The 24,242-nt window shown below is 62.3% G+C and carries 27 protein-coding genes; 12 read left to right on the top strand and 15 right to left on the bottom strand.

Features of this window, described 5'->3' with window-relative positions; all coding sequences use genetic code 11:
- Nucleotides 1-63: 63 nt before the first annotated feature.
- The 3 genes from fdxA to BM269_RS12460 all read right to left on the bottom strand — a co-directional run bounded on the left by fdxA (nt 64) and on the right by BM269_RS12460 (nt 2,211).
- A complete protein-coding gene (fdxA, locus tag BM269_RS12470; RefSeq protein WP_028100735.1) occupies nt 64-387 on the bottom strand; it encodes a ferredoxin FdxA in 324 nt (107 codons plus the stop codon).
- A gap of 139 nt (nt 388-526) precedes the next feature.
- Nucleotides 527-805, bottom strand: coding sequence for a protealysin inhibitor emfourin (locus tag BM269_RS12465; RefSeq protein ID WP_090437343.1), 279 nt, complete (start codon nt 803-805; stop codon nt 527-529).
- On the bottom strand, nt 802-2,211 hold the full coding sequence (locus tag BM269_RS12460; RefSeq protein WP_090437342.1) for a gluzincin family metallopeptidase: 1,410 nt from the start codon (nt 2,209-2,211) through the stop codon (nt 802-804). Before BM269_RS12460 ends, BM269_RS12465 begins: the two co-directional genes overlap by 4 nt.
- 121 nt (nt 2,212-2,332) lie before the next feature.
- Between BM269_RS12460 and BM269_RS12455 the strand changes: the two genes are divergently transcribed.
- Nucleotides 2,333-2,614, top strand: a complete 282-nt coding sequence (locus BM269_RS12455) for a polyhydroxyalkanoic acid system family protein (RefSeq protein ID WP_090437341.1) — start codon at nt 2,333-2,335, stop codon at nt 2,612-2,614.
- On the opposite strand, the gene BM269_RS12450 is transcribed toward BM269_RS12455, so the two are convergent.
- The 10 genes from BM269_RS12450 to BM269_RS12405 form a co-directional block, all read right to left on the bottom strand.
- Nucleotides 2,611-2,997 carry a DUF1801 domain-containing protein gene (locus tag BM269_RS12450; RefSeq protein WP_090437340.1) on the bottom strand — a complete coding sequence of 129 codons (387 nt, stop codon included), beginning with the start codon at nt 2,995-2,997 and terminating at the stop codon, nt 2,611-2,613. The two genes, BM269_RS12455 and BM269_RS12450, sit on opposite strands and share 4 nt — an antisense overlap.
- Before the next feature lie 61 nt (nt 2,998-3,058).
- A complete protein-coding gene (locus BM269_RS29805) occupies nt 3,059-3,973 on the bottom strand; it encodes a GNAT family N-acetyltransferase (RefSeq protein ID WP_229204621.1) in 915 nt (304 codons plus the stop codon).
- Between the two features lie 30 nt (nt 3,974-4,003).
- Complete coding sequence (locus BM269_RS30115) at nt 4,004-4,177, bottom strand: DUF2867 domain-containing protein (protein ID WP_211482688.1); 174 nt, start codon at nt 4,175-4,177, stop codon at nt 4,004-4,006.
- Between the two features lie 9 nt (nt 4,178-4,186).
- Nucleotides 4,187-4,351 (bottom strand): DUF2867 domain-containing protein, encoded by a 165-nt coding sequence (locus tag BM269_RS30110; RefSeq protein WP_211482687.1) that lies wholly within the window; start codon nt 4,349-4,351, stop codon nt 4,187-4,189.
- A gap of 124 nt (nt 4,352-4,475) precedes the next feature.
- The gene (locus tag BM269_RS12430; RefSeq protein WP_090437339.1) at nt 4,476-4,700 is read right to left on the bottom strand and encodes a hypothetical protein; all 225 of its coding nucleotides are present in this window, start codon (nt 4,698-4,700) and stop codon (nt 4,476-4,478) included.
- A gap of 81 nt (nt 4,701-4,781) precedes the next feature.
- The gene (locus tag BM269_RS12425) at nt 4,782-5,033 is read right to left on the bottom strand and encodes an acyl-CoA-binding protein (protein ID WP_028100729.1); all 252 of its coding nucleotides are present in this window, start codon (nt 5,031-5,033) and stop codon (nt 4,782-4,784) included.
- An 87-nt stretch (nt 5,034-5,120) separates the two neighbouring features.
- On the bottom strand, nt 5,121-5,618 hold the full coding sequence (locus tag BM269_RS12420) for a YfbM family protein (protein WP_090437338.1): 498 nt from the start codon (nt 5,616-5,618) through the stop codon (nt 5,121-5,123).
- Nucleotides 5,619-5,731: 113 nt separating this feature from the next.
- Complete coding sequence (locus tag BM269_RS12415) at nt 5,732-6,019, bottom strand: HU family DNA-binding protein (protein WP_057261775.1); 288 nt, start codon at nt 6,017-6,019, stop codon at nt 5,732-5,734.
- Nucleotides 6,020-6,192: 173 nt separating this feature from the next.
- Nucleotides 6,193-7,065 (bottom strand): hypothetical protein, encoded by an 873-nt coding sequence (locus BM269_RS12410; RefSeq protein WP_090437337.1) that lies wholly within the window; start codon nt 7,063-7,065, stop codon nt 6,193-6,195.
- A 106-nt stretch (nt 7,066-7,171) separates the two neighbouring features.
- The gene (locus BM269_RS12405; RefSeq protein WP_090437336.1) at nt 7,172-8,536 is read right to left on the bottom strand and encodes a S8 family serine peptidase; all 1,365 of its coding nucleotides are present in this window, start codon (nt 8,534-8,536) and stop codon (nt 7,172-7,174) included.
- A gap of 89 nt (nt 8,537-8,625) precedes the next feature.
- Between BM269_RS12405 and BM269_RS12400 the strand changes: the two genes are divergently transcribed.
- A complete protein-coding gene (locus BM269_RS12400; protein WP_090437335.1) occupies nt 8,626-9,129 on the top strand; it encodes an RNA polymerase sigma factor in 504 nt (167 codons plus the stop codon).
- The gene (locus tag BM269_RS12395; protein ID WP_090437334.1) at nt 9,126-9,884 is read left to right on the top strand and encodes an anti-sigma factor family protein; all 759 of its coding nucleotides are present in this window, start codon (nt 9,126-9,128) and stop codon (nt 9,882-9,884) included. Before BM269_RS12400 ends, BM269_RS12395 begins: the two co-directional genes overlap by 4 nt.
- A gap of 20 nt (nt 9,885-9,904) precedes the next feature.
- Here the strand turns inward: BM269_RS12395 and BM269_RS12390 are convergent, their stop codons facing one another.
- Entirely contained in the window at nt 9,905-10,261 is a 357-nt protein-coding gene (locus tag BM269_RS12390) for an FKBP-type peptidyl-prolyl cis-trans isomerase (protein WP_090437333.1), read from the bottom strand.
- Nucleotides 10,262-10,403: 142 nt separating this feature from the next.
- Between BM269_RS12390 and BM269_RS12385 the strand changes: the two genes are divergently transcribed.
- The 9 genes from BM269_RS12385 to BM269_RS12345 all read left to right on the top strand — a co-directional run bounded on the left by BM269_RS12385 (nt 10,404) and on the right by BM269_RS12345 (nt 23,719).
- Nucleotides 10,404-11,372, top strand: a complete 969-nt coding sequence (locus tag BM269_RS12385; protein WP_090437332.1) for a YVTN family beta-propeller repeat protein — start codon at nt 10,404-10,406, stop codon at nt 11,370-11,372.
- Entirely contained in the window at nt 11,372-12,136 is a 765-nt protein-coding gene (locus BM269_RS12380; protein WP_090437331.1) for a polysaccharide deacetylase family protein, read from the top strand. The genes BM269_RS12385 and BM269_RS12380 overlap by 1 nt, the downstream gene beginning before the upstream one ends.
- Nucleotides 12,133-13,098: a sterol desaturase family protein gene (locus BM269_RS12375; protein WP_090437330.1), complete on the top strand. Its 966-nt coding sequence runs from the start codon at nt 12,133-12,135 to the stop codon at nt 13,096-13,098. Before BM269_RS12380 ends, BM269_RS12375 begins: the two co-directional genes overlap by 4 nt.
- Nucleotides 13,099-13,101: 3 nt before the next feature.
- Nucleotides 13,102-13,929 (top strand): EI24 domain-containing protein, encoded by an 828-nt coding sequence (locus tag BM269_RS12370; RefSeq protein WP_090437329.1) that lies wholly within the window; start codon nt 13,102-13,104, stop codon nt 13,927-13,929.
- Nucleotides 13,914-14,699, top strand: a complete 786-nt coding sequence (locus BM269_RS12365; RefSeq protein ID WP_090437328.1) for a competence/damage-inducible protein A — start codon at nt 13,914-13,916, stop codon at nt 14,697-14,699. Before BM269_RS12370 ends, BM269_RS12365 begins: the two co-directional genes overlap by 16 nt.
- Nucleotides 14,700-15,011: 312 nt before the next feature.
- A complete protein-coding gene (locus BM269_RS12360) occupies nt 15,012-18,221 on the top strand; it encodes a transglycosylase domain-containing protein (protein ID WP_090437327.1) in 3,210 nt (1,069 codons plus the stop codon).
- A 62-nt stretch (nt 18,222-18,283) separates the two neighbouring features.
- Nucleotides 18,284-19,582 (top strand): TAXI family TRAP transporter solute-binding subunit, encoded by a 1,299-nt coding sequence (locus tag BM269_RS12355; protein ID WP_090437326.1) that lies wholly within the window; start codon nt 18,284-18,286, stop codon nt 19,580-19,582.
- Between the two features lie 107 nt (nt 19,583-19,689).
- Nucleotides 19,690-22,167, top strand: a complete 2,478-nt coding sequence (locus tag BM269_RS12350) for a TonB-dependent receptor plug domain-containing protein (protein ID WP_090437325.1) — start codon at nt 19,690-19,692, stop codon at nt 22,165-22,167.
- A gap of 136 nt (nt 22,168-22,303) precedes the next feature.
- Nucleotides 22,304-23,719 (top strand): sulfatase-like hydrolase/transferase, encoded by a 1,416-nt coding sequence (locus BM269_RS12345; protein ID WP_090437324.1) that lies wholly within the window; start codon nt 22,304-22,306, stop codon nt 23,717-23,719.
- 10 nt (nt 23,720-23,729) lie between these two features.
- Here the strand turns inward: BM269_RS12345 and BM269_RS12340 are convergent, their stop codons facing one another.
- A complete protein-coding gene (locus tag BM269_RS12340; protein ID WP_090437323.1) occupies nt 23,730-24,191 on the bottom strand; it encodes a rhodanese-like domain-containing protein in 462 nt (153 codons plus the stop codon).
- Between the last annotated feature and the right edge of the window lie 51 nt (nt 24,192-24,242).

Raw genomic sequence — 24,242 nt, 5'->3', positions numbered from 1 at the left:
CACCGCGTCAGGCGCGGTGTTGCACGGTGAATAACAGGCTGCTGAAGGCGTGATGCTGCGCGCTTAGCGCTTCAGCAAGTGGGCCTTTTCCTTGACGTCCTTGAACTGCTCGGCTTCCGGCAGGGCAGGCTTGGTCTTGGTGATCGAAGGCCAGTTGCGCGACAAGTCGGCATTGATCTTGATGTATTGCTGCTGGTCGGACGGCACGTCTTCCTCAGCGAAGATGGCGTTGACCGGGCATTCGGCCACGCACACGGCGCAGTCGATGCATTCGTCCGGGTCAATGGCCAGGAAGTTCGGGCCTTCGCGGAAGCAATCTACCGGGCAAACATCGACGCAATCGGTATAGCGGCAGGCGATGCAGGATTCGGTGACAACGTGGGTCATAACAGTCCTATCTATATTGGAGCGCTGGAAAAAGCTCAGCAAAGCACTGTATTTTAAGGCAATCCGCTATTTCTCACAATTCGGGCTTAGATACAATCTAAATAAGCAAATTCGTGGCGCGCCTCTAACAGTCTTGCTTTCAGGCGGCAGAACGGATCAAATCGAGCAGATTTTGCCAAGGCGGAGCGCCGGTCTCGACAAAGCTTAAGCTATGTCGTCGACGGCCGTCATCGGCGGTGATAGTCCAGTGCCCCAAATCGGCACCCAGCGGCGGCGAAAAATTTTCCGTAGACGTGAAAAAACCACTGGAGGCGAGGGCCGCCTCCAGCGCCGGACCGGCTGGGCTTGCATCCGTGTCAACTTCAAAGTGCTGGCTGAGGCCGGCAAAGCCGCCCGCGCCGCTCGCGCTGATCTTCATTTTTCGATGGCTACCTCCCCATGCCGGGTACTGTAATTCTTGCACCAGGCGGCCAAAGCCTGGCGCTCGGCATCGAGCACGCCTTCCAGGTCGAAGTATTCGGCATGGTTCATGGTGCCGCAGCAAGCGCGGCGGTCCTGGCGCGCGTCGGGAGCGTCTTCCACCATGGCCGGCAGTTCCAGGTTTTGCGGCTGGTCTTCGGTCAGCGGCACGGGCGATACCACCACCTCGCGCAGGGCGAAGCGGTTGCGGATGAAGTTGGCGTAATCGACCGGTTTGCCGTCCTCCGCCGCGATACGCAGCATCTGGTTCACCACGTCCGCATACTTGGCGTTGGTGTCGGGCGCGGCCACCAGGGCGCGCAGCACCAGGCTGCACAAATACCCTGCCACGCTATGCAGGCAGGCTGCATCGTCACGTAAGCCGGGCGCCCGTTCGAAGGAGAAAATGTCGGCCAGGATGTCATAGACAGCGCCGGTGAACACCTGCGAGATGGCGTGTACTTCGTTGCCGGTTTCTGACAGCTTGAGATCGTTGTCGGCATTGCGCAGGCCGTTCGGGCGGCCGAGGGCCAGGCCGAATTGTTCCGCCATATCGGCCAGGAAGGTCTTGTCGTGCAGGTCGGCCTTGGTTTGCGCGATTACCGCTTCCACCTGGTCGAGCTGGGATAGCGCGAGGAAGATGGCGGTCAAGTCGCCGAAGGATTCATGCAGGCCGCCGGTTTGCGGCGGCGCGCTGTTCAGGATCCATTTCGGTTTCAGGCCGTCCAGCACGGCGTGGCCGGTTTCGTGCGACACAATGTCGAAAGAGCGGCAGGTAAACACCCGGCCGGTCGAGCCGGTCGGCACAAAGTCGCCGAACTTCAGGGCCCGGTCGCTGCGGCTGTAATAGGCGTTCATCACGTTCGGCAAACCGTGCGGGAAGACTTCCAGCGGATCGGTGTTGCTGCCGTTGTTCCAGGCCCATGGCAGGGGAGCGCCCTGGTCGGCGCGCGACAGCACGCGCTGGTACATGGTCAGGGTCGAACGCACCACGGCAAAGGCGTGCACGGCGTCGAACTGGTCGGTGTCCGGCGCCATGATGAAGTCGCCGAAGGCGTTCGGGCTGACCGGGGCAATGCCGGGCCGGCCGTAAGTGATGCGCGCATCGCGCGGCCCTTCCAGGATCACGCCGGGCAGGAAGATCTTGCGGGGGCCGAGTTCGCTGACGGATGGATCCTGCTTCCAGATCAGCACGCGCGCACCGGCCGGCGGCGCCGCGGCGGCACGCGTCGGCAACGCGGTATCTTTCAGGCGGGGCCGGCTGGGCTGCTGTAGCAGTTGCGCCGACTTGCGGTGCGCGCGGTACAGGGCGGATGGTGTCGGCACAAAGCTGACAGGCAAAGTCATGCACATGTTCTCATCCATGATCACTCTCCCAAGGGCGGTTGAATGACCATGGTTACCCTGCCGGCGGCACTGCCCTTTGATCCAGCACAAAGGTGCGTGCGTTAAAATAGCGCCTTTTGTGCTTTTTGATTAGCAGAGTATGGCCGATATCAACATCACCCAGGCCCACAACCTGGAACCCGCGCAAGCGCGCGCAGCAGCAGAACAAGTCGCACAACGCATTGCCAAGGAATTCGACCTGGCCTGCCAATGGCATGGCGACACCCTGAAATTCGGCCGCAGCGGCGTGGAAGGCACGCTGACCCTGGCCGAGAGCGCCGCCCACATGAATATCAAGCTCGGCTTCCTGATGGGTGCCTTCAAGAGCGCCATCGAAGGCAAGGTGGCGGAGAAGATGCGTTCGGTATTCGCTTCCGCTTAAGCGACCCTGGTGGGGTCGCCCACCGTTTCGTTCAGCGCCACCGCAGCGCGCACCAGTTCCAGCACGGTTGCGCGCTCGAGTGGCGTGTCTTCCCGCAGTTCCAGCGTGCGCAGCTCATACTTGCCGCCGCCGGTCATGCGCGGCTCGATGTGCAGCAGGCGTTTGCCGCGCCAGAAGCCGAACAGCACCCGTTCTTCTTCGGCACGGATCAACAGCACGGGCCCGTTGCTGAAGTAGACCAGGTGCGTCCACTTGATGCGCTCTTCCAGTTCCGGTGCGGCTTCCCGCACGGCCTGGCGCAGCGCGCGCACGACGTCGTGCTGCCAGCCTGACAGCGCTGCCACGTAGGCATCCGGATTCGCCGCCGGCACCACTTTTTTCACTACGCCCTCCGCTGCTCGGTGACGAGGCGCATGTGTTCCAGAATGTTGGTGCTGAGTTCGTTCATGGGTTCTCCAGGAAGCGATGTAAGACGTAGGCGTCGACCAGCCCAAGCTCGCGATGACGGAAAGCGCGCGGCAAGGTGCCGGCGATATTGAAGCCAAGCTTGCGGTACAGCGCCATCGCAGGCGCATTGCTGCTGACCACATAATTGAACTGCATCGCCAGGAAGCCTTCGCGCCGCGCCTGCGCCAGGCTGTGCTCGACCAGCGCGCGGCCGACGCCTTTGCCCTGCGCCTGCGTGGCAACCGCATAGGTCGCGCTGGCGACGTGGGCGCCGTGATCGGGGTAGTTGGCGCCCATTTTGTACATGCCGAGGATTTGTTCGCCCGCGCAGGCGACGTAGGCCGGGTGGCTGCTGAACCAGTGCAGCTGGAAGGTGGACTTCCCGAATCTCTCGCCGAACGGGAAGGCGTCGCCACTCACCAGCAGCGGCTGGAAGATTTCCCACATCGCATCCAGGTCGTCGGTCCCGGCACGGCGGATCGATATGCTGCGCTCGAGCCGGAAATGGGCGTCAATTCCATTTTCACTCACGCAGCGTTGCCAACCCTGGGCCAGGTAGAAGCGGTCAGCGCGGCTGCCGACGGCGGTTGACAGTTTGACGGCTTGGGCACCGTAGGTGAACAGCCAATCCGTCGCAAGCTGCAGCAAGCGCTTTCCGACACCTAGTCCTTCATATTCGGGAGCCACGAACAAGGCCCAGATAGAGTCATCTTCGTGTGCAGCGTAAGAGAAGCCAATCAATACTCCTTCGCGCTCGCAAACCCAACCGCGGCCAAGGCGCTCAAGGTAATCCTCATACATCTGCTGCGTAATGCGGGCCGGGTTGGCCAGCGCATTTTCTCGCACGGCCAGTCTGATCGCGCTCATAGCGGGGATGTCGGCGGCCGTCGCGCGGCGGAATTCAAATGTCATGCGTTGAATTGGATTGCAAAAAGCGCAACTCTAGCATGTCTGGTGGAAAAGGTAGCGCGCCCGCGCATTGGCTCGCACGCTGGTGCCCTTCAGCATGGTCTTGATGATGATCTTGTGCAGCAGCGTGACCGGCAGCATGTACAGTCGCCCCAGCCAGTTATGCACGTGGGCCACGGTGGCGACGCTGAAGACGGACAGCAGCACATCCAGTTGCTAGTCGAAGTCGCCCAGGAGCACTTCGTCCTGTGACAGGTTGATCAGGGAGAAAATGCCGACGCGGTCGCCGATGCAATATTCCGATGGGGGCTTTACCGCGCCAAGTGCGCTCAGGTGGCCCAGGTTCTTCAGGCCGGCCAGTCCAGCCAGCCAATTGCGCAATAAGTTGCAGGGCGGAGCTGTCTGCGCCTGGGCAGCGATCTGGTAGCGCTCGTGAAAGCATCCGGCAGGGACAGGCTTGCCTGGCTGACGGTAGGGGCTATGCCGGGAGTGACCGCGGTGTGCGTTATTTACGCAGCAGCACCCTCAAGGAATAACCGCCAACCGCAGTACCGACCGCAACGTTGAACAAGACGATGATGCTGAAGATGATCAGGGGCGTGTGAGTGGCGAGCGAGCGCTTTAAATAGGCGACCGCGGAGCTGATGGCCGGGCAGGCCGACAACAGCGAGGAAAAAGAGCCGAGGACGATGTGGACGATCGCGGCGATCTTGGAACGGTTATCCAGCATTTGCCTGTCGGTTATTTTGCAAATGCTGCAGTGTGCAGCGCCGCCCTGCTTTTGACAAACGCGGCGCTGTAGGCGGAAGGATTACTTCAGGCTTTCGATCAGGTCGATGTACTGCTGTTTGGCGTCGTCCTGGCTGGTGCCGGCCAATGCCGCCCATGCGTCGAACTTGGCGCGGTTGACGAAGTCGGTCATGCCTGGGCGCTCGCCGGTGGCATCGCCTGCCGAGCCTTGCTTGAACAGGGCGTAAATCTTCAGCAGGGTCATATTGTCTGGGCGTTCCGGCAGGTTCTTGGAATCGGCCATCGCTTGGTCGAATTGTTCTTGCAGGCTCATGGTGTCTACCTTTGGTTTAGTGGGGTTATGAAGCGCCATCATACAAAAGAAAGCCGCCCAAGCCTTAGAGTATAGGCTCCAATCAGGTCAGGCAAGAAGCTGGATCACTGCATCGCCACGGGTGGCGGCATCGAGAAAGTGCTCCCGCAGAACCTCGTAATTATCAAGCACATAGTCCAGGGCTTCGTCACCGTCGCGGGTCCAGATGATGGCGGGATAAATCTCCTTGCGCTCCATGTCTTGCGGGTCGAATCGTGCAGCCAGTTCCGGCCTGCCGAGTGGCGTGAGTGCTTCTGCGATCGCCTGCACCTGCGCTGAAGTGAGGAAGCGGGGCGGCCCATAACCGATATCCGGCCCAAATTCTTCGCCGCCGATGACTGCCAGGGAAAGCGGCTCCGGCCCTCCTTCCACCTCGCTGGTCAGCAGGTAATGGATGCCATGCCAGGCCTTATCGAGGTCGATGGAGTTTTCCGGTTCACTGTCGCCGTCATCGGGGAACAGGAATTCCTCGACCAGTTCCTCGTCTGCCCGCAGCTCGGCGAGCTTCGATTCCGGCAGTGCGATAAGATAGCCAACCATGCTCATAAATATCTCCTCAACGTGATGAAGCACCGTGCGGTGCACAATAAAAAACGGCGGTTCAAGACAAGCCTTTCCGGCCAGCCTTGAACCGCCGTTCTGGCGGTAAGCCCGAAGAATTACTTCTTCTTGGTTGGGTTCACAGCGGCTTTCAGGGTCGCGCCAGCCGAGAACTTAGGGGTCTTGGATGCAGCGATCTTGATCGCTTCGCCGGTTGCTGGGTTGCGGCCTTTACGGGCGGCGCGCTTGGCGACGGAGAAGGTGCCGAAACCGGTGATGCCAACGGTGTCGCCCTTTTTCAGACGCTCGGTAACGATCGCGATCAGGGTGTTAATTGCGTCGTTAGCGGCTGCGCCGGACATTTCGGTACGCTTCGCAAATTCTGCAATCAGTTCGCCTTTTTTCATTACTACCTCCTTGGTTAATGGAGCGCGCAGATTAGCACATTAATTGAAAAAAGTGTGTAGCGTTTTTTGAAGAAGCCCATATAGTGACTGGCTCGCCACGAAATTCGGGGCGGATTTTGGCGAAAACCTCAGCTAGTTTAAGCTTTTTCGCCGCACCGCCCCAGGCTGGTGCGTCACTGCGCGGAGCCTTCAACGGCGGTGTTCTTGCCCGCTTGGACGTTGAAACCGGCATTCACGTTACCGTTGGCGGAAGCGTTTTTCGTCGATTGCTGCGGTGCGGGCTGGCTGCCGGTGCTGCCATTTCCGCTACCACCGCTGCTGCCGCGGAACGCTTTGCTGGCACTGGCGGAACCGTCCGCGGAGCCCTTGCCTTGCGCGGAACCGCCGAGACCGGAACGGCTTGCGTTTGCATGTGCGCCGCCGTTGGATGTGCCATCGGCGCTGCCGCTTACCGCATTCGCGCCGCGCGCCAGGTTGGCTCCCAGGCTGGAGCCGCCGCTGCCGTTGCCCGTGGCCGAAGCGGATTTGCCGCCGTTCGAAGTGCCGCCTGGCGCGCTGCCCGCAGTGCTGTTGGAAGCGCTGTTTGCGGCGCCGCCCGCCAGCTTGCCTGCGATGCCGTCCGCCGTACCATTCGCTGCACTGGTTGCGGTGCCGTCGCTGTTGGCGCCAGCGGCTCCGGCATTGCGCGACAGGGAGCCGGTCGCATTGGCGGCGCCATTGACCGCGCCGCTGGCATCCAGGCCGCGCTGGGTAGCATTGTTTGCCGCTGAATCGGCAGCGGCTGCACGGGAAGCGGTGGCAGCGACATTGCCAGCTGCATTGCCGGCGATGTCCGCACCGGCACGGCTGCCGCGCATGGTACTGCCGGCGATGTCGCCGGTCATCCCGCCGCGCATGGCGCCCATGCCGCCACCGAAAGCACCGCCCATGCCGCCGCCGATATTGCCGCCAAGCGCGCCGCCGAGCGGGCCGGCTTGGGCGATCGATGCAGCGCTGGCGGCAGCGATAAGGGCAGCGCGGATGATGGTTGCGATGTTGGTTTTCATATCAGTTCTCCTTGGTCTGGCTGCGGGAAATCCGCCGCTTACATACAGAGAACGAACCGGAACCCCGAATCCTTCCATCCATTCGAAAAAATTTCGAAAAATCTTTTCAACGAAAGGCGGAAGGGGCAATGCGCAGGTTTTCCGCCACGACGCCGCGGCCGGTACCGTCGCCGGCGCCGCTGGCACTGGCCGCCAGGGAGGAGAGCGCCTGGACGGCCAGCGCCGGGGAAGGCGAGGGCAAGCGCGGCGCCAGCAGCGCTGCCACCAGCGGCGAGGCGAAGCTGGTTCCGCGCACAAGCTTATACGGTGGGTTGCCGATGGCCGCTGCCGCCATCTGGCTGCCGGGTGCGGCGAACATCACTTGCGGGCCGCGCGCCGCTTCAGGCAGCGGGCGGCGTTTCGGGTCGACGCCGGTCACGCCGACGACACCAGGGTAGCTGGCTGGATATAAAGGCGGCGCAGCCGGGCCATCGTTGCCGACTGCCGCCACCAGCAGGTGGCCGCGCGCCACCATCGCCTGCACCATGCGGCCCAGCATCTGGTTGGGCGGGCCGACCAGGCTGACATTGACGACGCCGACCTGTTCCCTCGCCAGCCAAGCCAGCGCTTGCACGATCTGGCTGGCCGAGCCGCCGGTCGGCTGGTCGCAATATATATCGGCGGCATAGAGCTTCGCATCCGGCGCCGCGCCCCTGAAACGTTCCGATTTGCCGATCATCAGGGCGGCAACCGCTGTACCGTGCGGAGCAGGGCGCGTCGCGCCGTCGCAGCCCCAGCGCACAATCCGGGCGTTTTCGAAGACTTCGTGGCTGCCGTCAATCCCGCTGTCTACCAGGCCGACCCGCACCTCGCCGCCAACTGTGCCGGTAGCACCGGCGTCGCTGGCTTGTATGTGCACCGCGCGAACCACGGGCGTTGCAGCCGAGCCGCCCGCCGCCTCGGCACCGGTATACACATGGTTGAAATCATAGCTGCCATCGGGATCGGCTATGCGCAGCCTGGCCAGCGCGTCCATCGTGGCAACGTTGTCCGGCACCCGCAAGGTCACCAGCGACTGCCCGATCTCCGGCATGTCCTGCCTGCCGGCTATCGTCAGCCCGGCTGCTGCGGCCGCAGCAAGTCCGGCTTGCGATGGCGACCACGCCAGGATCTCCCTGCGCACGATCGGGAAGCCGGAAGGATCCGGCTCCAGCTGCGCCGGGTGCCGCTGCAGCAGTTCGCGCACATTCAGCGACCGAAGCTGCTCCAGCGCCGCCTTGCGCGGCAACTCCCTGGTATCCAGCAGTTTCTCGCGCAGGCGATCGCCCAGCGCATTGTCGCCAAGCCGGGACGACAGGCCGCCTGGCAACTGCGGCACGCCGGGCAAGCCGATTTGTGCCGCCGCGGGTCCCGCGCCCGCCAGTAAGCCGGTGGCCAGCAGCAGGCAGCGGCATGTACGCAACAGGGAATGTGTCGGACGCAAGGTTGGCATGGTCGGATGATAATATAAGCTACCGGTATCTATTCTGTATTAACGATGGAGAGAGGGAAGAAAATCCCCACGCCATTCGTTATCTTCATATGATGGACAACGATAGCGCCCTGCACGAGGAAATCGCCACACTGTTGCCGCGATTGCGGCGTTTCGCCCGTACCCTGGCCTGGCACCGCGAGGATGCCGACGACCTGGTCCAGCTCTCCGTGGAACGCGCGATCGTGCACAGCGGCTCTTACCAGCCGGGGACCCGCCTGGATAGCTGGTTGTTCCGCATTATTAAGAATGCCTGGATCGACGAAGTGCGTTCCCGCGTCCGCCGCAGCGAGCTGTTTGCGCCGGAAGAGGAGGGCGAGCACGTGGGGGACGATTTTGCCGAGGCTCACCAGCAGCGCATGGCGGTGCAGAAAGCCGTCAGCCTGCTGAGCGAGGAGCACCGGCTGGTGGTCGGCCTGGTGCTGGTGGAAGGGCTGCCATATAAAGAGGCAGCGGAAGTGCTGGAGATCCCGGTCGGTACCCTGACCAGCCGCCTGGCGCGCGCCCGCACTGCGTTGCAAGAAATGTTATCGGAACAAGCGAGGACAGTATGAAGAGTTTTTCCGACGAAGTCCTGATGGCTTATGCCGACGGCGAACTGGATGAAGTGACCCGCCGCGCCGTCGAAGAAGCCATGCACAAGGATGCCGCGCTGGCGCGCCGCGTGGCCCAGCACAAGGCCATGCGCAATGACGTATTTGCCGCCTTTGCCCCAGTGGCGGAGGAGGCGGTGCCGCCCAGGTTGGCGCAGCCGCTGCGCCAGGCCACGGTGGTCAGCCTCGATTCCGTGCGCGCCCGGCGCGAGGCGGAGCAGCAGGCTGCCCGCAAGGCCAGCCGTGGCCGGCGCTGGTCATGGCCTGAATGGGGGGCGCTGGCGGCCATGCTGATGGTGGGCGTGATGGCCGGCCACTACGGCGTCGGCATGCTGCCGATCGACCGTGGCGAGACGGTGGCCAGCCGTGATGGCGTGCTGGTGGCGCAAGGCCGCCTGGCGACGGCGCTGGACCAGCAAATGGCCGGCAGCGGCGGGCCGGTGCGCATCGGCACCAGCTTCCTGGCGCAGGACAATAGCTACTGCCGCAGCTTCATAACGTCGCAGGAGATGTCGGGCCTGGCCTGCAAGCAGGGTGGCGTATGGAAGGTGCAGCTGGCGGTGCAAAGCCAGGGCAGGCCACAGCAGGGGGAATACCGTCAGGCGGCGTCGGACATGCCGGCGCAGGTGTTGGATGCGATCGACCAGCGTATCGCCGGCCAACCGCTGGATGCGAAAGCGGAGCAGGAGGCCGTGCAGCGCAAGTGGCTGCGCTAGGCCTTCCGTCCAGGGGCTGATTAAACGCCCAGCAGTTCCACGTCGAAGATCAGGGTGGCGTTTGGCGGAATCACGCCGCCGGCGCCGCGCGAACCGTAACCCAGGTCGGCAGGGATGATCAGTTGGCGGGTGCCGCCAACTTTCATGCCTTGCACGCCTTCATCCCAGCCGCGGATCACCATGCCGGCGCCCAGGGCGAACTCGAACGGGTCGTTACGGTCCTTGGAGGAATCGAATTTCGGGCCTTTGCTGCCGTCGTCGTTGCGCAGCCAGCCGGTGTAATGGACGGTGACGTTCTGGCCAGCCTTGGCTTCGGCGCCATCGCCTACTTTGATGTCGTCGTATTGCAGGCCGGATGCGTTAGTGATGATAGTCATTTGTATTCCTTAGAAAGGTGGGGGCTTAGGCGGCGATTGTAGTGCATTCGCGGCCGATACCCATTAAATGTTGTCGGCAATAACTTAATACAAGACGTTTGACCGTAAAATACCGGTTGGCTTAACCAATAAGCGAGTTTTCATGTTCCGCAGTATCCGTAGCGCAGCAGTTTTATGTGGTTTGCTGGCAGGCGTGCAGCCTGTCCAGGCAAACGTCGTCGTCGTGCTCAATTCGCGCGACGCCACGGTCCAGTTGCTGGACCAGGTAAGCTACAAGAGCCTGCAGACTTTCCCGGTGGGTAAAGAGCCCCACCACCTGATGGCCACCCCCGATAACAAGTCGCTGATCGTCGCCAGCGCGGTGGGTAATGAACTGGTGTTCCTGGATCCCGTGACCGGCCAGGTGCAGCGCCACGTCAAGGACATCCTCGACCCTTACCAGATCGGCTTCTCGCCGGACCAGAAATGGTTCGTCGCGACTTCGCTGCGCCTGCACCGGATCGACATTTATTCGTACAACGGCAAGGAAATGAAGTTGGCCAAGCGGATTCCGTTGCCCAAGCTGCCTAGCCACGTCGCTTTCGACGCCAAGAGCAGCACCGTCTTTGTCACCCAGCAGGGCAGCGACCAGGTCAGCGCGATCGATTTGAAGACCCAGAACCTGCTGTGGACTCTCCCGGTCGGCAAGCTGCCGGCGGGTATCGCCATGACGCCGGACGACAAGTACCTGCTGGTCGGGATCATGGGTAGCGACTATGTCGAGGTGATCGACTGGCGCGCGCGCCGCACGGTCAAGCGCATCAAGGCCGGCGCCGGCACCCACAACTTCCGCGCCCTGGGCGATGGCCGCTACACCTATGTGTCGAACCGGGTGTCCAACACCATCAACATCATCGACCAGAAGACGCTGGAAAACGTCGGCACCATCGACGTGCCGGGTGGCCCCGATTGCATGGAAATCACCGCCGACCGCAAATACATGTGGGCCACGCTGCGCTGGATCAAAAAAGTGGCCGTGATCGACCTGCAGCAGAAAAAGGTCGTCAGGACGATACCGGTCGGCCGTTCGCCGCACGGCGTATTCTTCGCCAACTCGTCCGCGAGGATGTGATGCGCCGGCAGGCTTGCGTGCTGGTGCTGGCCGCTGCAGTGGCCGCCGGCGCGTCGGCGGCCCCGCAGTGCCGCGCGACCGTCTACCTGACCTTTGATACCGGCAGCCAGTCGCAGGCCGAACTGATCGCCGCCGTCCTGGCGCGGCAGAACGTCAAGGCCACCTTCTTCCTGGCGAACGAAAAGACCGTCAAGGGCGACTACAGCCTGGACCCGTCCTGGCAAGCCTATTGGCGCGCCCGCGTCGCCGAAGGGCACGCTTTCGGCAGCCATACCTTCGACCATACTTACTATGTGCGCGATGGCGCGAACGGCAAGATCACGGTCAAGCCGCAGTTCGGCGCCCATGCCGGCAAGGAGCGGGACTGGTCGCCGCAGCAGTATTGCGATGAGCTGCGGCGCGTCGACCGACGCTTCCACGAGCTGACCGGCAAGGCGCTGGACCCGTTCTGGCGTGCCCCCGGCGGCAAGACCAGCCCGCGCACGCTGGCGGCCGGCAAGGCCTGCGGCTACCAGCACGCTGGTTGGGCCACGCCGGCCGGCTTCTCGGGCGACGAGCTGCCGGTCGAACGCGCCTCCAACGCGCAATTGCTGAAGCGCGCCCTGGAAGGCCTGCGCGACGGCGACATCTTCATGGCCCATATGGGCATCTGGTCGCGCCAGGACCCTTGGGCGCCGGCCAACCTGGAACCGCTGATAGAAGGCCTCAAGCAAAAAGGCTTCTGCTTCGCCACCCTGAGAGAGCACCCGGATTACCGCAAATGATTCAATTCTTCCTGGACCTGCTGGGCCAAGCCCAGGGCTGGCTGTTTGAAAACGCCATCCAGCCGGCCATCTACTGCACCGGCATGGGCGACATCACCGAAGAAGCCTTCGAAGGCACCGAATGGCTGCTGATCGGCATGGCCGAACTGCTGCTGATCTACCTGGTGCTGCGCCCGCTGGAGGCGGCCATCCCGGTGCACCAGTTCACCGATCGGCGCGCGCGCTGGAATGACTTCATCTATACCGTGCTGCAGCGGATCGGCCTGATCCCGCTGCTGCTGTTCTTCACGCTCGACCCGCTGATGGACGCCATTTCCGGCGCCCTGCATATGGAAGGCGTGCAGCCCTTCAACCTGGAAAACCTGGTCACCGATATGCACCCGTTGGCCAGCTTTGCCATCTACCTGCTGGTGCTGGATTTCGCCGACTACTGGTTCCATCGCGCCCAGCATCAGTTCAATTGGTGGTGGGGCCTGCACAGCCTGCACCACAGCCAGCAGAACATGAACCTGTGGAGCGACGACCGCAACCACCTGCTGGACGACCTGCTGCGCGATATCATGATGGCGCTGCTGGCGCTGGCCATCGGCGTGCCGCCAAGCCAGTACGTGCTCCTCGTATCGCTGTCCCGTATCGTGCAAAGCTTGCAACACGCCAACGTTCGTATACACTTCGGCCGCATCGGCGAACGGCTGCTGGTGTCGCCGCGCTACCACCGCATGCACCACGCCATCGGCGTTGGCCATGAATCGAAAGGGCAGGGCACGCTGGGCGGCTGCAATTTCGCCGTGCTGTTCCCGATATGGGACATCATTTTCCGCACCGCCAACTTCACGCCGCGCTTCGAAGCGACCGGCGTGCGCGACCAGTTGGCGGGCCGCGACTATGGCCGCGGCTTCTGGGCCCAGCAATGGCTGGGCCTGAAACGGATGTTTGAATTTATGAGAAAGAAACCGAGTTAACGAATGCGCGCTGTTATCCACGCTTACGGCAGGGCCCTGCTGTCCCAGTTGCACGGCAAGATCTTATTGCTGAGTATTGTTCCTTTCATTCTGTCAGTCGCCCTGTGGGCGCTGCTGCTGTGGCTTGGCCTGCAGCCGCTGCTCGACTGGCTGCATGGCCACTTCGTCGATTTCGAGATCTACCGCGTGACCAGCGACTGGCTGCAATCGATCGGCCTGGCGGGCTTGCGCTCGATCGTGGTGCCGCTGTTTGCCCTGCTCCTGCTGTTGCCGCTGATGATCGTGACCGCCATGATCTTTATCGGCGTGGCGGCCATGCCCTTCATCGTGCGCCACGTGGGCGGCCGCCATTTCCCGCAACTGGAGAAAAAGCAGGGCGGCTCCATCCTGGGCGGTGTGATCAAGGCGCTGGGCGCCTTCGGCATTTTCGTGCTGGCCTGGCTGTGCATCCTGCCGATGTATATCTTCCCGCCGCTGGCCGGCCTGGCCACGGTGCTGCTGTGGGGCTGGCTCACCAGCCGCGTGATGAGCTATGACGCGCTGGCCGACTACGCCAGCGCCGAAGAACTGGCCAAGCTGCAGCGTGAACACCGCTGGCAACTGATGTCGATCGGCGTGGTGTCCGGCCTGGCGGGCTCGCTGCCGGCCCTGGTGTGGGTGGGCGGCGCCGCTGCCGCGATTGCTTTCTTCCCGATCCTGCTGGCTGCCTCGATCTGGGTGTACGTGGTGATTTTCATCTTCACCGGCCTGTGGTTTCAGTATTATTGTCTGCAAGCGCTGGCGCAGTTGCGCCATGCACCTTTCGAGGAAAGCCTATGCGAATCGGACTGATCATCATTGGCGACGAAATCCTGTCGGGCAAGCGGGTTGACCAGCACTTCCCCAAAGTGGTGCAGCTACTGGCGGCGCGCGGCCTGCAATTGTCGTGGGCTGAATTCCTCGGCGACGACCGCGAGCGCATTGTGGCCACGCTGAAGCGCACTTTCGCCAGCGGCGATATCGTGTTCTCCTGCGGCGGCATCGGCGCCACGCCGGACGATCACACGCGCCAGGCTGCCGCAGCCGCGCTCGGCTTGCCGCTGCTGTTGCACGCAGGCGCAAAGGAAAGCATCCAGCAGCGCGTGCGCCAGGTGGCCGAGGAAAAAGGCGAGGTGGCCGACCTCGATTCGGCGGAAAACCTGCAGCGCTTGCAGATGGCGGAATTCCCGCAAGGCGCGGCGCTTATTCCAAATCCGTATAACAACGTGGCTGGATTCGCGCACGGCACGCATTACTTCGTGCCAGGCTTCCCGGTGATGGCGTGGCCGATGATCGAATGGGTGCTCGATACGCACTACGCCGACCTGTTCAATCGTGAGCCCCGCGCTGAGCATTCGGTGTTAGTGTACGAAGCAGCGGAAGCAGCGCTTACTCCGCTGATGCTGGCCCTGGAAGCAGCTTGGCCGCGCATCAAGGTCTTCAGCCTGCCAAGCGTGGGCGACGCGAAGACCAGGCGCCACATCGAGCTTGGCGTGAAAGGCGATCCGCCCCAATGCGAGGCTGCATTCTCCCAAATGTGCCGTGAGCTCGATGCCTTGAAAGTGGAGTACGTGAAGCCCTGAATCCACAGTGTGAAAAGGGTGTTAATTGCTCCTGTAACGGCGCTCACAAAACGTGTGAAGCGCCGTTGTTTTTTTGCGAAACTGATACGCGAAGTTTAAATATTTTGCGAGTTGCCCCGTGCAGTGCGCGCCGATGTGGTGCAATGGTAATCAAGCAGAAATACTCTGCGTGTACTGTCCGGTTTGAACACTATGTTAAGCAATCGTCGTTTTCGCCGGCCCCGGGTTGTCGTACGTGCGGTGCGCAAGATGCGTGCTGGCGCGGCAGCGATCGGATATGGCGGCAGCAGGCGGCGTTTGCGCTCGGTACCTATGCCTTCCCAACAAGATCACGAATCAAGCTCCTTCGAACCGAACCAACCAACCGAGCCGGCACCACCACCTCCATCCGAACCGAAAAAAGGTTCGCGTTTGCGCAATGCGCTCATTGTGCTGATCCTGGTGCTGCTGACAGTGGCCGGAGTTTGGGGCTATCACGAGACCCGCACCTCGACGATGCAGGCGAAGGTGTTCACCGACCTGGTCGGCAAGCTGACCTATAAGGTGGAACCTGGGCCGAGCAAGTCGATCCGCTTCCCGCACGACAGCCCTTACGACGAACGCCTTGGCTACGCCAACCTGCCCGACTATCTGGACAAGCTGAAAGCGCGCGATTACGAAGTCACATCGCAAGCGCGCTTTTCACCAAAGATGGTGGAGCTGTCCGACATGGGCGTGTTTGCCACCTATCGTGAAAAGACCCGTACCGGCCTGTCGATCCTGGATTGCCGCGAACAGCCATTGTTCGCGGCCAGCTATCCGGAGCGTATCTACGGCAGCTTCGAACAGGCACCGAACGCGCTGGTGCAAAGCCTGCTGTTCATCGAGAACCGCGAACTGCTGGACAACAAATACCCGAAGCGCAATCCGGCCGTCGAGTGGGACCGCCTGTCCAAGGCTATCCTGGAAAAGTCCATGAGCGCCGTGGGCGCGGGCGGCCATCGCGCGGCGGGCGGCTCAACGCTGGCCACCCAGATCGAAAAGTACCGCCATTCGCCGGAAGGCCGCACCGGTTCGATGAAGGACAAGCTGCAGCAGATGGTTTCCGCCTCGCTGCGAGCCTATCAGCAGGGCGAAGACACCACCAAGGTGCGGCGCCAGATCGTGGTCGACTACCTGAATACCGTGCCGCTGTCGGCCAAGCCCGGCTACGGTGAAGTGAACGGCGTGGGCGACGGCATGTGGGTCTGGTACGGCCGCGAATTCGACGAAGTGAAGCGCCTGCTGGGCGGCAAGATGGACCAAGCGGGCAGCCCGTTGGCCTTCAAGGAAGCGCTGTCGTTGCTGATTGCACAGCGGCGTCCAAGCTACTACCTGGGCGAAGGCGATGAGGACCTGGAAGTGCTGGCCAACAGCCACCTGCGCCTGCTGGCCGGCGCCGGCATCATCACGCCGCAACTGCGCGATGCGGCGCTGAAGGAAAAGCTGCACCCGGCAAAGGGCAACGGCCTGCAGGCCGCACCGCCGATGACCTATGTGACCAAGAAAGCGTCGAATGCGGTGCGCGTGCACCTGGCCAACCTGCTGGGCGACAACCGCATGTACAACCTGGACCGCCTCGACCTGTCGGTCAACACCACGCTCGATGCGGAGACGCAAAAGACAGTCACCGCCATGCTGCGCCAACTGCGCGAGCCGGAAACCGCGGTGCAGGCCGGCTTGACCGGCAAGGGCATGCTGGGCAACGGCGACCCGGCCAACGTGGTGTACAGCTTCACGCTGCTGGAGCGCGGCGAACATGCCAACTACCTGCGCGTGCAGACCGATAACTACGACCAGCCGCTGGACATCAACGAAGGCGCCAAGCTGGACCTGGGCTCGACCGCCAAGCTGCGCACCCTGGTGACCTATATGGACATCGTCGACCAGTTGCACAAGAAGTATGGCCAGATGGATGTGGCGCAATTGAAAAAGGTCAGCGTCGACCAGCGCGACCGCCTGACCACCTGGGGCATCGAATACCTGGCCATGACGCCGATGGACAAGCGTGACCTGCCGGCCATGCTGCAGGCGGCGCTGGAGCGCAAATATTCGGCCAATCCGGGCGAAGGCTTCTTCACCGGTGGCGGGCTGCATTACTTCGGCAACTTCAGCAAGGACGACGACTTCAAGATCATGACGGTGCGCGAAGCGCTGCGCCGCTCCACCAACCTGGTGTTCGTGCGCCTGATGCGCGACGTGGTCAAGTACTACTCATTCCAGATGCCGGGTTCCTCGCAGACCCTGCTGACCGATGCCGACGATCCGCGCCGGGCGGCCTACCTGGCGCGTTTCGCCGACAAGGAAGGCAAGGAATTCCTGTACCGCTTCTACGCCAAGTACAAAGGCAAGAAAACGTCGGAGCTGGACGCCATCCTGCTCGACACGATCCGTCCGACGCCGGTGCGTCTGGCGAATATCCACCGCACCGTGTACCCGAACGCGACGCTGGCGGAATTCGACAAGTTCGTGAACGACAACCTGAAGGTGCAGAACGACGTGCCGGACGAGCGCCTGGCCAAGATGTACGAGCAGTACGCGATCGACAAGTGGAGCCTGGCCGACCGCGGCTACCTGGCTTCCGTGCACCCGCTGGAATTGTGGCTGGTCGCCTACCTGCACCAGAACGAGGGGGCTTCGCTGTCCGACGTTGTCGCAGCCAGTGAGAAGGAACGCCAGGAAGTGTATCAGTGGCTGTTCAAGACCCACCGCAAGTACGCGCAGGACAAGCGCATCGCCGGCTTGCTGGAGATGGAGTCCTTCATGGGCATCCACCGCCAGTGGAAGAAGATGGGCTATCCCTTCGATTCGCTGGTGCCGTCGTATGCGACCACGCTCGGCGCTTCCGCCGACCGTCCCGCTGCGCTGGCGGAGATGATGGGGATTATCATCAACGGCGGCGTGCGCAAGACCACGCAGCGCATCGAGTCGCTGCATTTCGCGGAAGGCACGCCGTACGAAACCACGGTGGCGCGCAACAAGTCGTCTACCAATGAGCAGGTGCTGACGCCGGAAGTCGCGCGCGCGGTGGCCGATGCGATCCGCGAGGTGGTGTCGGACGGCACGGCGCGGCGCGTGAAGGCGGCCTTTGTCGGCTCGGACGGGGAGATCATTCCGGTGGGCGGCAAGACCGGTACCGGCGACCAGCGCTTTGACGTGTACGCGGCGGGCGGGCGCTTGATCGAGTCGCGTTATGTGAACCGTTCGGCGACCTTCGTGTTCAATATCGGGGAGCGCTTCTTTGGCTCGATGACGGCCTATGTGCATGGCCCAGAGTCGAAGAACTACGACTTCACCTCGGCGCTGCCGGTGCAGTTGCTGACGGTGCTGGCGCCTTCGCTGATGCCGCTGATCGAGCCGAACGCGCAGAAGGCGGCGCCGGTTGTCACCGCAATGGCGGCTGGCGCGCCGAGCAGCGTGCAGCCGGTTGCCACGGCTGCTTTGGTGGCGGCCACTTCCGCTGCTGTTCCCGCGGCGCCGCTGCGCGCCTGCGGCGCCCGCTAAAACCGGTAAACTTGGGTCTGACCCGAGGGTCAGACCCAAGTTTACCGGTTTAAAATGCGCGAATGAAACTCATCACCAAGTTCACCAATGTCAGCCTGCGCGACCTGCTGGTCTCGTTCGCCCCCACCGTCCTGCTGATCGCCGGCGCCTGCGCGCTGGCTTACTGGATCATAGACCCCACCCCGCCGCGGGTGGTCAAGCTCTCCACCGGCCAGGAAAACAGCGCCTACGAAAACATCGGCAAGCGCTATGCCCAAGCGATGGCCAAGCACGGCATCAAGGTCGTCCTGGAGCAAAGCCAGGGCTCGCAGGAAAACCTGCAGCGCTTGAACAAAGGCGCAACCGACATCGCCTTCGTGCAAAGCGGTTCCACCAACGAAGCCGAGGCCGAACGCACCGGCCTGGTTTCGTTGGGCAGCCTGTTCACCGAGCCGCTGTGGCTCTTCATGCGCGAAAAGAAAGCCGTCACCAGCCTGACCCACATCAAAGGCATGAAGGTCAACCTCGGCCCCGAGGGCAGCGGGGTGCCGCGCCTGTTCCGCCAGGTATTGCAGATCAACGGCGTGCAGGCCGGCGACATCAAGGCCAGCGACCTGGAAAACACGCCCGCCACGGTGGAACTGCTGGAAGGCCGCATCGACGCCCTGGTCTTTGCCGCCGCGCCGGACGACCCGCTGATCCAGATGCTGCTGATGACGCCCGGGATCAAGCTGTTCAACTTCACCCAGGCAGAAGCCTACGCGCGCCGCCTGCCATTCCTGACCCACGTCACCCTGCCGCGCGGGATCGTCGACCTGGGCCGCGACCTGCCCGCCCGCGACTACCACCTGATCGCGCCGACTGCGACCCTGGTGGCGCGCGAAGACCTGCATCCCGCCCTGGTCGACCTGTTCGTGCAAGCCGCCAGCAGCATCCATAGCGGGGCGGGCTGGTTCCAGCAGCAGGGCCAATTCCCGTCGCCGCGCTACACGGAAATCCCGGTCGCGCATGAAGCGGCCAAGTTCTACAAAGACGGCCCGCCGTTCCTGCAGCGCTACATGACCTTTTGGCTGGCCAACCTGTTCGACCGCCTGTGGGTGGTGCTGCTGGCCACCGGCGCCTTGATCCTGCCGCTGTCGAAAGTGGTGCCGCCGCTGTACGTGTGGCGCATCCGGTCGCGCGTCTACCGCTGGTACGGCCAACTGCGCTCGGTGGAGCAGGGCGTCGACGAGGGCAAGCCGCGCGAAGAATTGCTGCATCGCCTGGACCAGATCGAAGAACGGGTCAACCGCCTGACCGTGCCGCTGTCCTTTGCCGATGAGTTCTACGGCTTGCGCAACCACATCGAATTCGTGCGCCAGAAGCTACGTACAAACACGTAAATCAACTTGAAAGTGTTGTATCCGGGAGAACCTGAATTGACAGTTGCTCACAGTTACCTCAAATATAAGCCGGGGAGTGAAACTGGTTTAACTACAAAGGGGTAGCTATGGCACCAAAAAAACAGGTTCTCGCGATCGCAGTTGCATCACTTTTCACCAATGCCGCATGGGCGCAGGAAGCGCCTCCCGGCGAAACCGCCACCGTGGTGGTGACCGGTACCCGGGTCTCCAACCGCACGGTGCTCGACACCACCGCACCGGTGGACGTCATCAGCGCCGACAGCATCAAGAACGCCGGTGTGCCGGAAATCACGCAAGCGCTGTCCGTGGCGCTGCCGTCATTGAATTTCCCGCGCCCCGGCCTGGCCGACGGTACCGACACCATCCGTCCCGCCACGCTGCGCGGCCTGGCGCCTGACCAGACCCTGGTCCTGGTCAATTCCAAGCGCCGCCATACGTCTTCCCTGGTGAACCTGAACGGCACGATCGGCCGCGGTTCGGCAGCGGTGGACATGAACACCATCCCGGCCGGCATCGTCAAAACCATTGAAGTGCTGCGCGACGGCGCCTCCGCGCAATACGGTTCCGACGCGATTGCGGGCGTGATCAACGTGCGCCTGCGCACGGACCGCAGCGGCGGCGAGGCCAGTGTGAGCTACGGCCGCCGCGATACCGAATACGACTTCAATCCCGGCACGCCGCCAGCCGGCGCCACCTGGGGCGTGCAGGATTCGCGCGAGCGCAAGGACGGCAATACGCTCAATATCAGCCTGTGGAAGGGCATGGAGCTGGGCGAGAACGGCTTCCTCACCATTGCGCTGGAACGCAAGCGCCAGGACCACACCGAGCGTGCGGGCTGGGACGTGCGCCAGCAATACGTGCTGGTGAACGGCGCCTTCGACCCGCGTGAAGCGAACTTCAACCGCTTCAACGCCTGGTATGGCGAGCCTGAGCTGAAGCAGAGCACCTTCTTCGCCAATGCCGGCTACAACCTGGTCGGCGGCGTCAAGCTGTATGGCTGGACCAGCTACCAGGACCGCGACGCGCGCTCGGCCGGTTTCTTCCGCCGCGCCCAGCAGGACAACAATACAATCGAGATTTATCCGGATGGCTTCCTGCCGATCATTGCGCCGGCAGTATCGGACTTCAGTGCCGCCTTTGGCGCCACCTGGACCGCCGGCGATTGGGAGATGGACACTTCTGTCACCTACGGCGAAAACCGAATGGACTTCACCATCGAGAACACGCTGAACCGTTCCATTGGCCCATCCTCAAAGAGAGTATTCGATGCGGGCGGTTTCAAGTACGACCAGCTCACCTTGAACCTGTCTGGCGTGCGGCAGTACGAAGTGGGCCTGTCGTCGCCACTCAACGTGGCCGTTGGTGCGGAAGCGCGTCGCGAAGGCTACTCGTTGCACGCCGGCGAGCCGGACTCCTGGCGCAACGGCGGGGTGGTGATAGTGCGGAACAACCAGCAAATTCCAACGGCCTCCGGTTCGCAGGTCTTCCCGGGCTTCCGTCCGAGTGATGAATCGGATGCCAACCGCAAAGCCTACTCGGTATATGCTGACGTGGAAGCGAACCTGACGCAGAACCTGCTGGCATCTGCCGCGGTGCGCGGCGAGCATTACTCAGACTTCGGCAATAACTGGTCGGGCAAGCTGGCGGCCCGCTACAACTTCTCTCCATCGTTTGCCTTGCGCGGTTCGGCCCAGAATGGTTTCCGCGCACCGTCGCCGCAGCAGCAGTTCTTCACCTCCACAGCGACAAACCTCGTTAGCGGTAAACTGTCCGATATCATCACCTTCAAACCGAGCGATCCGGCTGCCGTCGCATTGGGCGCCAAGCCACTCGATGCCGAGAAGTCGACCAACTTCTCGCTCGGCGCGGTGGGCAAGATGGGCAAGGCCAGCCTGACAGTGGATGCGTTCCAGATCAAGATTCGTGACCGTATCGTGCTGTCGGAGAACCTGCTGCAGGATAACGTGGGGGCCTACCTCACCTCGCTAGGCTTTATTGGCATTACCGGCGGGCGCTTCTTCATCAATGGTGTGAACACCACGACGCGTGGCGTGGACGTGGTGGCGAACTATCCATGGAATGCAGGCAATGTCGGCAAGTTCGATTTCACACTGGCGGGCAATTACACCAAGACCGAAGTGACCAAGGTGCCTCAAACTGCGCAGTTGTCCGCGTTGAATCCGGCGCCGGTGCTGTTTGACCGCGTCAATGTGCTGACGTTCGAACACGGCACGCCGCAAACCAAATTCACCGCTAGCGTGAACCATACGCTGGGCAGCTGGAGTGGTACTTTCCGCGCCACGCGCTATGGCAAAGTGTTGCAACCGGACGCAAATCCTGCGCGCGACCACTGGATGACACCGAAGACTTTGGTGGATGTGGAAGGGCGCTACAAGATCACGCAGCGCCTGACTGCAGCGGTGGGAGCGGAAAACCTGTTCGACCAGTATCCGGATCCGTATCCTGCCCTGTTGAACAGTACCGGCAATGCACCGTATTCCAATTACTCGCCGTTCGGTCGTTCCGGTCGCTTCGTGTACGCCCGTTTGAACTACACGCTTTAACTTCGCTTAACCTGGATTTACAGTTGCGCAGGATTCTTACAAGAGGGTAAAGCTGCGATACAAAAAACCGGGTATTGGACAATTGGCTGTTACATCAGGCTGACACGATGGGCGTCGACGATATTGAACTATCCCGATGCCCATTCTCTTTTCCGCTTTCCAGCGCGAGTACTTCGTTCGCGGCGCATTGGCGCTGGCCGCCATTTTCCTGTTTTGCCTGAGCTACTGGATCCACCGGTATTTCGGGCAGGTCGACATTCACCAGATTGCCTATCACCTGAACTTCGGCCTCGATATCGCCAGGTCTTCCGATCCGGTATTTACCAAGCGCTTCATACGCTGGTGCGTGCTTGCGCCGCTGCTGTTCTTTGTGCTGCTTGGGTTGGCGCAGCGCCACCTGGCGCCGGGGCTGCAGCGGCGCTTGCCGCCAGTGCTGCTTTTCGCCGCCATCGGTTTCTGGCTGTGGGACGCGTCGGCACTCAAGTACCTCGAATCGAACTTCGGCCCGGACTATTTCGGCGCGAACTATGTGCCGCCTGCTTCGGTTGCGCTGCACGAGCGGCAGGCGAAAAACCTGGTCCTGATCTATGTGGAGAGCCTGGAGAATGGCTACGCCAACCGCAGCGCCTTCGGACGCGACTTGCTTGAGCCCTTGACCGCACTGCACGGCAGCAGTTTTCCCGCCTACGAGCAGGCGCCCGGCACCGGCTGGACGATAGCGGCGATGGTCGCCACCCAATGCGCCGTGCCGCTGGAGAAGGTCTCTATTTTCGACGGCAACACGCAGGGACAGATGATGGCGTCCTTTCTTGGCAAGGCGGTATGCCTGAGCGATTTGCTGGCCCAGCGCGGCTACCGCAACGTCTTCATGGGCGGCGCGTCCTCCAGCTTTGCCGGCAAGGATAAATTCCTGCGCCAGCACCACTATCACGAGGTCTACGGCAGGGGTGAATGGCTGCAGCGCGGCGCCAGCGCCAGCGCTATGAATGGCTGGGGTTTGTACGATGCCGATCTATTCCGCGAGGCCAAGGACAGGCTGCGCGCGCTGGCGTCCTCGAAACAGAAGTTCAACCTGTCGTTGCTGACGGTCGATACGCACGAGCCTGCGGGCATGTTGTCGGCGCAGTGCGCGCAGCAAGGTTATACGGAAAAATTCGATGGCATCGTGTCGTGCACCGCAGCGGCGGTGGCGGACTTCGTGCGCTTTGCGGAGCGCAACGGCTACCTGGAGAACACCAATGTGGTGATCATCGGCGACCACCTGTCGCGCAAGAATCCCTTGTCGGCGCAATTGGCGCAGCTGCCGCGCCGGACCATCTTCAACACTTTCCTGGCGCACGATGCGCCGGCGCGCAACCGCCCGCAATTGCTGCACTTCGACCTGCTGCCGACCATCATGGAGTTCATCGGCTACCAGGTACCGGGAGGCCGCCTGGGACTGGGCTACAGCGGCTTCAACGAGCATTCCACATTGCCGCCGCCGGAGCGCTTGGCGGCAATGGAGCGCGACCTGCTCAATCGCTCGAGCGCATACCTCGCCTTGTGGGAGTGAGCAAAATGAATCAGGCGCCGGCCCAGGGCAGGCCAGCCTTGCACCAGCCGCCTACGGTCTTGCGATGGCCTTCGGCATCCTTGTCGCCTTCAAAGCCCTCCAGGATGTCGTAGCACTGGGTATAGCCGGCTTCCGTCGCCGCCTTGGCCGCGTGGCGCGAACGCACGCCTGAACGGCACAGGAACACGATCACCGTGTCCTTGCCCGGCACCGCAGCCGCCAGTTGGCCGAGGAAGTCCGGATTCGGCGTCCCGCCCGGATACACATTCCACTGCGCCGCATGGTGCTGTTCCGCCGGAATTGCCACCCGTCCCACCCAATCGCGCTCGGCATTGGTCCGTACATCGACCAGGCGCACATGCGGGTCGCACTTCAACAGCTCGTATGCCTCATGCGGGGTCACCGCACCGGCATAGGGCAGGGAAGTGTCGCGTTTGCGTGCACGGTCGAGGATTTCGGAATTGGAACTCATGGTTTTTCCTTTATGATGACTGCACCACAACGATGCATTTGCATCAATTGG

It is taken from the genome of Duganella sp. CF458 (genome assembly GCF_900113115.1).
Taxonomy (GTDB): domain Bacteria; phylum Pseudomonadota; class Gammaproteobacteria; order Burkholderiales; family Burkholderiaceae_D; genus Rugamonas.
The sequence above is the reverse complement of the archived record's forward strand: the minus strand, read 5'-3'. Positions and strand labels throughout refer to the sequence as shown.